The following is an 11,256-nucleotide window of genomic DNA, read 5'->3' as shown; positions in this document are numbered from 1 at the left end:
CGCGCCAGGTGCGCTACCGCACCGTGGGCGACATGTCCTGCACCGGCGCCGTGGACTCCGACGCCGACACCATCGACGCCGTCATCGCCGAGATCGCCGCCTCCCGCCTGACCGAACGCGGCGCCACCCGAGCCGACGACAAACTCTCCGAAGCCGCCATGGAAGACCGCAAGCGCGAGGGGTACTTCTAAGCATCGGCACCGCCATCGCCGGGGACACCGGTGCCGCCTCCCTGCTGCCTTCGTCACCGCCGGTTCCGTCGGCGACGGCAAGTCGACGCTGACCGCCGGCATGTCCGATGGAACCTGGCGGTGGCCAGCCGAGACGACCGTCCGCCGCCCCGAGAGACACGGCACACGGCGCGCTACCGAGGACCTCGCACCGCCGCGGTGAGCGGAGCCGGTGCCTGGACACCCTCGTCGCGGTCTCGACCCCCGGCCGGCAACGGCGACTTCACCCTCGGAGGGTGTTGTTGTGCGGGTCGGGGGAGTCGAACATGGGTATGTGTGCGAGTCCGTCCCAGCAGCGTGCAGGAAGGATGTCAGCGATGACGACCAACTCGAATTCGGGTGCGGACAGCCTGGCCGCGATCGAAGCGAGGATCGACCAGCGCCGGGACCAGTACGCACTCCCGGAAGGCCATATCGCAGAGGCGGCCTCACCATGGCTGCCCTTCCTCCCCAACGTGATGATCAAGCATCTGACGTTCGACATCCGGAGCAACTCGGCCGCGAACGTCTTGTGGGTGCAGGCTGGTGGGGTGTTGGGCCGTCACCGTCACCGTGGTCCGGTCTCCGGGTATGTGCTCGACGGTAGTTGGCGTTACCTGGAGTACGACTGGGTCGGCCGGCCCGGTGACTTCATCCGGGAGAGTCCGGGCCGCACCCACACCCTGGTCTCCGACGAGGGCATGAAGACCATCTTCTGGTTGAACGGGCCGGTGGAGTTCCTCGACGAGCAGAACAGGGTGGCCGAGGTGATGGATGTCTTCTGGTTCATCGACCACTACGAGCGCGGCTGCAAGGAGCAGGGCATCGAGATCAACCGGACGCTCTACCTGTGAGCCTGTGAGCCTGTGAGCCTGTGAGCCTGTGAGCCTGTGACCCGGCCACCGCTGCCTGTGGATCGCCGTATCAACGGGTGAGGGAAGGTCGCCCAATCCTTGGCGCCGCCCGTCGATGTGGAAGGAGCCGACGGACGGTCAGGGCGCGCCAGCCATTCCCGGACGAGCCTCGGTCGTCCGCAAGGAGTTCCACGGCGTGCTCGCCCTTCGCACGTCGAAGAGCTGGTCTCACCCGTTGCGGGTGAGGTGCGAAGTAGTGTCTAAGTGGCGAAAGCGACATGATTCGCGGTTTGCGTATCAGGGTCGTGCCGCCCGTCGGCCTCGTGTCACACGGTCGCCCCGCGCGGCACGACGGCCGCGGTCACCACAGACGCATCGAAGAATGCCAGCACGATGAGGGCGGTATGGCAGATACCAGTACGGTGGACGGGCTCGATCGGCAGCTGTTGCACGCGCTCCAACTCGACGGGCGGGCGCAGTTCCGCCGCATCGCCCCGGTCATCGGTGTCTCCGAGCACACCATCGCCCGCCGCTACCGTCGGCTGCGCGCCGCGGGGCTGCGCGTCGTCGGCGAACCCGACCCCGAACGCCTCGGCTACACCCGTTGGCTGTTGCGGTTGCGATGCGCCCCGGACGCCGCGACCACCATCGCCGACGCCCTCGCCCTGCGGCCGAACACGGGCTACGTCAGCATCGCGTCCGGCGGTACCGAACTGCACTGCGCGATCAACACCACCAGCGCCGAGGAGGACGAGGACGTCCTGCTGCGCGCCCTGCCTCGCACGCCCCGCATCGTCGGCTTCGACGCCCACTGCTTCCTGCACACCTTCTGCGGCAACCCTCCGCACTGGTACACCAAACTCGGCGCCCTCACTCCCGAACAACACGAAGTGTTGCAACCGCCCGGCACCGACGAGCCGCCACCCGCCGTCGCGCCCTCGCCCCTGACGGCCCTGGGCACGGTGCAGCAGACCGTCGCGCTCGACGACGCCGACCACGGGTTGCTCAGCGCGCTCGCCAAGGACGCGCGTGCCACGCTGCCGGAGTTGAGCACGGCCACCGGACTGTCCGCGTCGAGCGTCCACCGGCGGCTGGATCGGCTCCGGGAGACGGGCGCGATCCGCATCTGCGTCGACTTCCCCCCGGCCCAACTCGGTTACCGCAAACGGGCCGTGCTCTGGCTGCGGGTCGCCCCCGGGGCGCTGCAGAGTGTCGGCGAGACCCTCGCCGCCCACCCGCAGACCGACCTCGTCGCGGCCACCTCCGGCCCCACCAACCTCGTCGCCACCGTCATCTGCCACAACGTCACCGAGCTGTACCTCTACCTCAACCACCACATCGGCGCCCTCTCCGAGGTCCAGGCCGTCGAGACCACGCCGATCATCCGTGAGGTCAAGCGCCTCACCCCGCGGGTACCGACGCGCCAGGCACCGACCGGCCACCTCTCCAAGGCACGCGGCCGCTGACCAGCCCGTCGGGCGGCCCTGGACGGGGCTGCCCGACGCGGTGCCCCCACGGGGCTGCCGTGCTCCGCCGCGGCCCGGGCGGCGGACGATGGCGGCGGGGCGTGCGGAGATCTGTCATGGCGCCCCCTCGCCGTGCTGGTTTCTCCCGGAACACGGCGGCTGACTCCCGGGGCGGACGGCGCGGTGCCCACGGTGGAGCTCCTCGGGGGTCACGCCCCCTATGACAGCCGTGAGGTTTGGAGCTTCGCTATGCGCAAATGGGGACCCCTGGTGGCGATCTGCCTGGGGACGTTCATGTTGCTGCTGGACGTGACCATCGTCCTGGTCGCACTGCCGGCGATGTCGGATGCCCTGGGCACCGACCTGTCGGGCCTGCAGTGGGTGATCGACGGCTACGCCCTGGCCCTGGCGGCGGCCCTCCTGGGCGCGGGCATGGTCGCCGACATCAAGGGCCGAAGGCCCGTCTATCTGGTGGGTCTGGTGCTCTTCGCCGCCGCCTCGCTGGCCTGCGGCCTGGCCTCGTCGACCGGCATGCTGATCGCCGCCCGGATCGCGCAGGGACTCGGCGCCGCCGCGATGTTCACCGCCACGCTGTCGTTGCTGACCGCCTCCTACACGGGGCGTGCGCGGGCGGTGGCGCTGGGGGTCTGGGGCGCGGTCGCCTCCGGCGCCGCGGCCCTCGGCCCGGTCCTGGGCGGCCTGCTGACGCAGGGGCTGAGCTGGCGGTGGATCTTCTTCATCAACCTGCCGATCGCCGCCGCCACCGTGCTGCTGACCCTACGGGTGATCCCCGACCGGCCCGCGGCAGAGCCCGCGGCCGTCCCGGAACGGCGGGCGATGGACGTCCCCGGCCTGCTGCTGTTCGCCCTCGCCGGTACGACTCTCGTCTACGGACTGACCCAGGCGCACGGCAGCGGCTGGAACAGCCCGCAGACCCTCCTGCCGCTGGGGATCTTCCTGGCCGCCGCGGTGGTGTTCGTCCTCGTCCAGCGGCGCAGCGCGCACCCCATGCTGGACCTCGCGCTGTTCCGGCAGCCGAAGTTCGTCACCGCCGTGTCGGCCATCTTCGTCGGCCAGGTCGTGGCGTTCGGCTTCCAGCCCTACACGTCGGTGTGGCTCCAGTCCCTCGCGGGCCTGTCCCCGTTGCGCGCGGGGCTGGTGATCGTGCCGCAGGCCGTCGCCGCGGTGTTGGTCTCCGCGCTCGGCGGCCGGGTCCTCACGCGCGTCCCGCTCAAGGCGAGGATGTCGGTCGGGCTGGCGCTGATCGGCCTCGGTGCCCTGGGGCAGGCGGTGTTGCACGCCTCCTCGGGCTGGACCGTCCTGGTGCCCGGGCTCGTCATCAGCGGTCTGGGCGTGGGCCTGCTCACACCGGCCTCCTCGGCCTTGGCCATGGAGGCGGTGGACCCCCGCCGCTCGGGGATGGCCAGTGGCGCCTACAGCACCTTCCAGCAACTGGGTTACGCACTCGGCGTCGCCGTCTTCGGCACGCTCACCGCCGCCCGGATGCAGCACGAGCTGACCGGCCACGTCCCCGACGCCCACCAGGCGGCCGCCCAGCTCTCCGCCGGCACCGCCGGAGAGTTGACGGCCCATCTGAGCGGGGCGGCGCGTGCCACCACGGACCGTCTGCTGCACGCGGCGTTCGCCTCCGGACTGAACGCCACCGCCGTCCTCGCCGCCGCCCTCGCGGCCGCGACCGTCGTGCTGATCATCGCCGTGCGCTTCCGCACCCCCGCCTCCCCGACGCGCGTCGCCCGGACCGCGACGGAGACGGAACCCCGGCGGCCGGCGACGCAGCACGCCGCCAACACCCCTCACCCGTAAGGGACTTCCCGACCGCCCCGATCGGGGTGGCACGAGAAGGGAGAACCACTGTGAACACCTTCGCGACCGCGCACGACGACCACCTGGTACCCGAACTGGTGGCCACGACCCTGGACCTCGTCGTGCAGGAGAACGTCCGGCTCGCCGCCCGCCTGAGCCCCGACCGGTTCCGGCCGGTGCCCCAACTGGTCGACGAGGCCTGGGCCCTGTACTTCACCGGGGCCGGACGCTCGGGCCTGGTGATGAAGATGGCCGCGATGCGCATGATGCACCTCGGGCGCCTCGCGCATGCGGTGGGGGAGAGCACCACGCCAGCCATCACCGAGGGCTGCCTGTTGTGGGCGGCCTCCGGATCGGGCACCACCCCCGGTGTCCTGCACACCGCCCGGGAGGCCCTCGACGCCGGGGCCCGCGTGCTCGCCTTCACCACCGACCCCGCCTCCCCGCTGGCCGCCCTCGCCACGCACACCGTCGTGCTGCCGGCCCCGGCCAAGCAACGCCCCGACCACACCGCCTCCCAACAGTTCGCCGGCAGCCTCTTCGAGCAGTCGCTCCTGCTGACGACCGACGCCCTCTTCCACACCCTCAGCCAACTCCAGGGCGAGGAACGCGGTCAGTTGTGGTCCCGCCACTCCAACCTCGAATAGCCCCACCACCCACACAGCCCCACCACTCACACGATCGCTCGTCACCATGAAGAGAACGGAGCCCGCCATGAAGCTGCAGGCAGCCATGGACGTCACCACCACCCGGCAGGCCCTGGACCTGGCCGCGAAGGTCGCCCCTTGGGTCGACATCCTCGAACTCGGCACCCCGCTCATCAAGAACGAAGGTCTCGGCGCCGTCCGAGCCGTCAAGGAGGCCCACTCGCTGACCACCGTCTTCGCCGACCTGAAGACCGCCGACGCCGGCGAACTCGAAGCCGACCTCGCCTTCAGCGCGGGAGCCGACCTCGTCACGGTCTTGGGAACCGCGGGGGACTCCACCATCGCCGGTGCCGTCCGCGCCGCCGAACGGAACGGCAAGGCCGTGGTGGTCGACCTCATCGGCGTCGCCGACAAGGCCGTTCGGGCCCGCGCCGCGATAGAGCTGGGGGCACGGTTCGTCGAGATGCACGCCGGCCTCGACGAACAGGCCGAGAAGTCCTTCAACCTTCAGCGCCTGCTCGACGCCGGACGCGCATCCGGCGTGCCCTTCTCCGTCGCCGGTGGCGTCAACGCCACGACCCTCACGGCCGTCCGGGACGCCGGTGCCGTCGTCGCCGTCGTCGGCGGCGCCCTCTACAACGCCCCCGACCCCGCCCGCGCGGCCCAGGCGCTGCGCACCGCCCTCGGCTGACGCCGCACCCACGCGTCGTGGCCGGGCCGGCCGAACGGCCCGGCCACGACATCGCAGAGGCAACCACCATGAACGACACCACCGTGGTCAACATGAAGGGCCACCTCCACGACACCGCATGGCGCGAGGACGTCCTGTACGTGGGCCGCAGAATGGCCCGCGGCGGCTGGAACCTCCCGGCATCGCCCTGGCGCAACCCCTTCCCCGTCCTGCCCGAGCCCCCCGAAGCCCGCGAGATCGCCGTCCGCGCCTACCACGACCACCTGCTCCACACCCCCCAACTCCTCGCGGACCTGCCCCAATTGCGCGAGCGCACCCTGGGCTGCTGGTGCGCACCGCGGCTCTGCCACGCACACGTCCTGGCCGCCCTGGCCGACCACCCCCGGTGGACCACGCTTACCTGGCCCCGACTGCGCCCCCGCCTGCCCCTGTGACCTCGAAGGGGCCGTACGCCCCGGCAGGTCACACCCGCACCACTCCCGTACAACCGAGGAACCCCATCGTGATCACAGACAACTCCCCGCGCCGCCCCCGCATCCTGGGGATATCCGGCAGTCTGCGCGCCAACTCCCACAACACCCAGGCCCTACGGGCCGTCGCCGCCCTGTTGGCGGACGACGTCCGCCTGACGGTGTGGGACGGCTTGGCGGCGGTCCCGCCCTTCTCGGAGGACGACGAGCACCCCGCCGACCGTGCCGTGGAGTCCCTGAGGGCCGCGCTGCGTGCAGCGGATCACGTCCTGATCGCCACGCCCGAGTACAACGCCTCCATTCCCGGGCAGCTCAAGAACGCCCTGGACTGGGCCTCCCGGCCGTTCGGTGACTCCGCCCTCACCGTCAGGTCCGTCACCGTCATCAGCGCCAGCCCCGGCGCCTACGGCGCCCAATGGGCCCAGGACCACCTCCGTACGATCCTCAGCACAGCGGGCGCTCACGTCACCGACTTCTCCCTCGCCATCCCCGAGGCCCACACCGCCTTCACCGACGACGACGCCGCGCACCACGCGGAGTTGAACGGACGGCTGACCGCGCTGGCCGACCACCTCCGGCGCCAGGCACGAGCCGAGCGTGAGGAACCCGCGCGCCCGTAGGGCGGTACAGGCCGCTCGCCGCGGGGCGACGCGGCCCGCGGCGGCGCCTCAGCCCTTGACCACGCGACTGATGGCGCTGCCCAGGTCCTGGTGTTCGTCGTCCCGCAGCGGGGGCAGGCGGGTGGCCTGGGCCGGGTGGAGGGCATCGAAGAGCAGGGCGATGAACCGGGCGCGCATGGAGGCGGTGGTGCCCGGCAGGGCCAGTCCCGCGATGCCCATCACCAGGAAGTGCGGGATGTCGGCCGCGGTGAGGTCGTCCCGCACCTCACCCGCCTCCTGGGCCCGTACCAGCAGCGGTGCCAGTGAGTCGCTGAACTGCTGGAGGGCGTCCACGGCGACGTCGGCGAAGTTGCTGGCGAAGGTGACCAGCCCCCGTTCCTCCGTGATCAGTTCGAGGAGGCGGGTGGCGATGTCCTGGAGGCTGCGGCGGGGGTGCGCGGAGTCGGCCGCCTCCTCGACCAGCGGGAGCAGGTCACTGCGGAGGATGTCGTCCAGCACCGCCCGCACGATGGCCTCGCGGTTGGGGAAGTGCCGGTAGAGCGTGGCGATGCCGACGCCGGCCTCCGCGGCGATGCGGTCCAACGAGCCCTCGCCGGACCCCAGGACGACGCGTCCGGCCGTGACGATGCGCTCCACGTTGGAGCGGGCGTCAACCCTGCGCGCTCGCTGCGTGCGTGACGTTTCCTTCGGCATGGGGCACTCCTCGCTGATCCACGGTGCAGCGTACCTACCTACCCGCTGGTGATAGTGTCCTATCACTTTGATAGTCGACTCTCATTTAGTGGGGCGGAGTGACTCCGCGCACTGGGGAAGCGGGAAGCGGTTGTGTCTGTACTGCTGTACAAACTGGGACGGTTCGCCTATGCCAAGCCGTGGTTCGTGATCGCCGGATGGGCGGCGATCGCCGCTGCCGTGGTGTCGTTGCTGATCATCAATCCGGTGAAGCTCAGCAACGAGGTGCGCATCGACGGGACGCCGGCGCAGCAGGTCATCGACGGCCTGGCCAAGGACATGCCGGAGGCGTCCGGGGGCCAGGGGATGCTGGTGTTCCGTGCGCAGGGCGGCGGCCGGATCGACGGACGCGCCACCCGCGGCGCCCTGATCGCCGCCGTGGACGCCGTCTACCGGCACGACCACGTCCTCGACGCCCGCAGGGCCCTGGCCCAACAGGCCGCCACGGGCCCGCACAACCCCCTGGCGCGCGCCCAGGCCCTCGTTGCCGAGGCGGCCGGGCCGCCCAAGACGACCAGGCCCCCCGTGCCGCTGCAGGAGGCCGGCGGCCGACCCGTACCCGGCGTACTGGTCTCCGCCGACGGCTCCACCGCCATGCTGCAGTTCCAGTTCGACCAGCAGACCTACGAGTTGCCCTCCGGGACCATCGACAGCCTCGTCGAAGCCGCCCGACACCAGGCCGCCCGCGGCCACCTGGAGGTGCTGCCCTCGGCGACGATGATGGAACTGCCCGAGGTCGTCGGCGTCGGCGAGGTCGTCGGCCTGGTCGTCGCGGCCCTCGTTCTGCTGATCGCCCTCGGCTCCCTGGTGGCCGCCGGCCTGCCCCTGCTCGTCGCCATGACGGGCGTCGTCATCGGCGTGGGCGGCACCTTCGCCCTCTCCAGCGTCTTCGAAATCCACTCCCTCACCGCCATGTTGGCGCTGATGCTGGGACTGGCGGTCGGCATCGACTACGCCCTGTTCATCATCAACCGCCAGCGACGGCTCATACTCGACGACGGACTGAGCTCCCAGGAGGCCGCCGCCCGCGCGATCGGAACGGCAGGCAGCGCCGTGTTCTTCGCCGGCAGCACCGTCATCATCGCGCTCGCCGGACTCCTCGTCGTCGGCATCACCCTGCTCACCACCATGGCCCTGGCCGCCGCCGCCACGATCGCCATCGCCGTGCTGCTCGCCCTGACCCTCCTCCCCGCCGTGCTGGGCCTGGTGAAGGAGGACATCTGCTCCGCCCGCGCGCGAACCCGGGCCCGGGACCGCGTCGGGAACTCCCCACGGCGCGCCGCGCGATGGGGCAACGCCCTGGTACGTCACAGAGGGCCGGCCTTCCTCGCCACCTGCCTGGTGACGTTGGCGTTGGCCGCACCCGTCGCCGACATGCAACTCGGCCTGCCCTCGGGCGCCAGCTACTCCACCGACACCGCACAGCGCCAGAACTACCAGGCGGTCAGCGCGGCGTTCGGCCCGGGGTACAACGGTCCCTTGATGGTCGTGGCGCGGTCCACGGAGCCGGGCCGCCCGCTCACCCCGCAGAGCCTGGCCGCCGTCGCCCGCGGGCTCACGACGACCAAGGGCGCCGACTCCGTGAGCCTCGCGGCGATGAACTCCACCGGAAACACCGCCCTGTTCGCACTCGTCCCCCAGGACGGACCGAACGACGAAGGCACCAAGAAGCTCGCGACCACGGTGCGCACCCAGAGCCGCTCCCTGAACGAGGCACACGGCGTCACCCTGGGCATCACCGGCTTCACGGCACTGGCCATCGACGTCTCCGACCGCCTCACCGACGTGCTGCCGCTCTACATGGTCACCGTTCTGGGACTGTCGCTCATCGTCCTCCTCCTGGTCTTCCGCTCCGTGCTGGTCCCGCTGATGGCCACCGCGGGCTTCCTGCTCAGTGTGACCGCCACCCTCGGCGCCACCACGGCGGTCTTCCAATGGGGTTGGCTCCAGCCGCTGATCGGGCTCGACGCGACCACACCCGTCGTCAGCCTGCTGCCCATCATCGTCACGGGCGTCCTCTACGGGCTGGCCATGGACTACCAGATGTTCCTGGTCACCTCGATGCGCGAGGCGCACGTGCACGGTGCGGACCCGGCACGGGCAACCGCCTTCGGGTTCGCCCAGGCGAGCCGGGTGGTCATCGCCGCCGCAACGATCATGGTGGCGGTCTTCTCCGGCTTCATCTTCAACAGCCAACCCATGATCAAGCAGCTCGGCTTCGCCCTCGCCGCCGGGATCCTGATCGACGCGTTCGTCATCCGGATGACGTTCATCCCGGCGGCCATGGCACTCGCGAAGGGCAAGGCGTGGTGGCTACCCGCCTGGTTGGACCGGATCGTGCCCGACCTCGACGTCGAGGGCGACAAGCTCGCCCTGCGCCTGTCGAAGCCGGAAGCCGAGGCCCGGCAGGAGGCCCACCGGGTCACGAACTGACCGCCGCCCCACCCCGCCCCGGCACCACGTCGCACGTCGATCCGGCCCCGTCCGGTCAGGCGATGTCGGCGTGGTGCCGCTGCGCGTGCCGGTGGAACTCCGCACCCAGCCGGGCCAGTTCCACCGCGGAGCAGGTCCGGCACACCCGGGGGAACAACTGGCCCTCACAGAACCGGACATGCCGGTCGAACGCCGCCGCCAGGTCCGCAAGCCCCGCCCCGAAGCCCGCGTCGCGGAACGAGTCGGACGCCACCCGGTCCAACACCCCCGCCACATCCGGATACTCGGCCGCCAACCGCCCGGCCAGGACATCGCCGCCCCGCATCTCGCACCGCACCAACGGCAGCAGGAACCGGCGCTCCGCCACGGCGTGCCGCGCACATTCGGCGGCGGCGTGCCACACGAGTCGCTCCTGCTCAACGCTCCCCGCCCCGGCGCCACGGATCCGGTCCAACAGCGACTGGATCGTGCGGTGGTCGCGCTTCAACTCCCACGTCAGCTCGGACTGGTGCGTGGTGTGGAGCATCGGCACTCCTCTCGGAAGCGAACGGCGGTCCGGAATTCGGCACCGCCGGCACACACTGGACACGATCCCCGCCCGGCAGCAGGGAAGCAGAACGGAATTCTCCGCGATGCGCGCGGGAATTCCTCGAACCCATGGTTACGTGACCGCGCAATCACCGGTATCGGACGATCGGTGGATTGAACGGTGGAACGGATCCCCACGGGGCCCGTCGATGCCTGACGGTCGGGGCGCGCCTGGCCGGACGGGAAGCCTCGCTCCAACCCGTGAGGAATCACGTAGGGGACAGGCTTGTCCTCTCTTCGGTCGGGATTCCCTCCCGACCAGTTGAACCTTTCCCCGTTCCCTTTATCGAGCCCTTCCCGTTCCCTAACGTTGATTCCATGAAAGTGAACGTAGAGCGAATGAACGTGGAATGCGTCGACCCCGTGCGCCTCTGTGCCTTCTGGTCCCAGATCCTGTCCGGCGAGTCGACCAACTCCCAGGACCAACCGGTGGCGGTCACGTCCGCCGGCCCGGTCGCGATGTCCTTCTACCGCAGACGCACCGCCGCCGGCACCCGCTCCTGTGTGGACATAGCGGTGGATTACCTGGAGTTGGCCGTGGTCCGCGCCGTCCGGCTGGGTGGGACGCCGGTCGGCGGCATCGATCGCAGCGGGGAACGGCCGTTGCAGGTCATGAAGGATCCCGAGGGCAACGTCTTCCGCTTCCTTGCCCGATGACCGGCGGCCTGTCGCTGCGGCAGCTGGAATACCTGACGGCGGTGGCGGACGAGGGGCGCCTGACG

The 11,256-nt window shown here is 70.7% G+C and carries 11 protein-coding genes and 1 pseudogene; 10 read left to right on the top strand and 2 right to left on the bottom strand.

Annotation, left to right across the window (positions count from 1 at the left end):
* The 8 genes and pseudogenes from ACIQU6_RS42780 to ACIQU6_RS42745 all read left to right on the top strand — a co-directional run.
* Positions 1–191, top strand: a pseudogene (locus tag ACIQU6_RS42780) (sulfate adenylyltransferase small subunit); the annotation flags it as partial.
* A 356-nt stretch (positions 192–547) separates the two neighbouring features.
* A complete protein-coding gene (locus tag ACIQU6_RS42775) occupies positions 548–1,063 on the top strand; it encodes a 2,4'-dihydroxyacetophenone dioxygenase family protein (protein WP_403487816.1) in 516 nt (171 codons plus the stop codon).
* Between the two features lie 404 nt (positions 1,064–1,467).
* Positions 1,468–2,529: an Lrp/AsnC family transcriptional regulator gene (locus tag ACIQU6_RS42770; RefSeq protein ID WP_403487814.1), complete on the top strand. Its 1,062-nt coding sequence runs from the start codon at positions 1,468–1,470 to the stop codon at positions 2,527–2,529.
* A gap of 249 nt (positions 2,530–2,778) precedes the next feature.
* Positions 2,779–4,353, top strand: a complete 1,575-nt coding sequence (locus tag ACIQU6_RS42765; protein WP_403487812.1) for an MFS transporter — start codon at positions 2,779–2,781, stop codon at positions 4,351–4,353.
* 50 nt (positions 4,354–4,403) lie between these two features.
* Positions 4,404–5,000, top strand: coding sequence for a 6-phospho-3-hexuloisomerase (gene hxlB / locus ACIQU6_RS42760; RefSeq protein WP_403487810.1), 597 nt, complete (start codon positions 4,404–4,406; stop codon positions 4,998–5,000).
* 67 nt (positions 5,001–5,067) lie between these two features.
* Positions 5,068–5,691: a 3-hexulose-6-phosphate synthase gene (gene hxlA, locus ACIQU6_RS42755; RefSeq protein WP_403487808.1), complete on the top strand. Its 624-nt coding sequence runs from the start codon at positions 5,068–5,070 to the stop codon at positions 5,689–5,691.
* A 68-nt stretch (positions 5,692–5,759) separates the two neighbouring features.
* On the top strand, positions 5,760–6,125 hold the full coding sequence (locus ACIQU6_RS42750) for a DUF4326 domain-containing protein (protein WP_403487806.1): 366 nt from the start codon (positions 5,760–5,762) through the stop codon (positions 6,123–6,125).
* Positions 6,126–6,193: 68 nt separating this feature from the next.
* A complete protein-coding gene (locus ACIQU6_RS42745) occupies positions 6,194–6,781 on the top strand; it encodes an NADPH-dependent FMN reductase (protein ID WP_403487804.1) in 588 nt (195 codons plus the stop codon).
* 48 nt (positions 6,782–6,829) lie between these two features.
* Here the strand turns inward: ACIQU6_RS42745 and ACIQU6_RS42740 are convergent, their stop codons facing one another.
* A complete protein-coding gene (locus tag ACIQU6_RS42740; RefSeq protein ID WP_403487802.1) occupies positions 6,830–7,474 on the bottom strand; it encodes a TetR/AcrR family transcriptional regulator in 645 nt (214 codons plus the stop codon).
* A gap of 132 nt (positions 7,475–7,606) precedes the next feature.
* On the opposite strand from ACIQU6_RS42740, the gene ACIQU6_RS42735 reads away from it, so the two are divergent.
* On the top strand, positions 7,607–9,946 hold the full coding sequence (locus ACIQU6_RS42735; protein ID WP_403487800.1) for an MMPL family transporter: 2,340 nt from the start codon (positions 7,607–7,609) through the stop codon (positions 9,944–9,946).
* 55 nt (positions 9,947–10,001) lie between these two features.
* Here the strand turns inward: ACIQU6_RS42735 and ACIQU6_RS42730 are convergent, their stop codons facing one another.
* Positions 10,002–10,472 carry a hemerythrin domain-containing protein gene (locus tag ACIQU6_RS42730; protein ID WP_403487798.1) on the bottom strand — a complete coding sequence of 157 codons (471 nt, stop codon included), beginning with the start codon at positions 10,470–10,472 and terminating at the stop codon, positions 10,002–10,004.
* 380 nt (positions 10,473–10,852) lie between these two features.
* Between ACIQU6_RS42730 and ACIQU6_RS42725 the strand changes: the two genes are divergently transcribed.
* Complete coding sequence (locus tag ACIQU6_RS42725) at positions 10,853–11,191, top strand: VOC family protein (protein ID WP_403487797.1); 339 nt, start codon at positions 10,853–10,855, stop codon at positions 11,189–11,191.
* Positions 11,192–11,256: the final 65 nt, after the last annotated feature.

This window comes from Streptomyces sp. NPDC090442, assembly GCF_044769405.1.
Taxonomy (GTDB): domain Bacteria; phylum Actinomycetota; class Actinomycetes; order Streptomycetales; family Streptomycetaceae; genus Streptomyces.
Note: the sequence above shows the minus strand (reverse complement) of the source record. Positions and strands in the feature narration are given on the sequence as shown.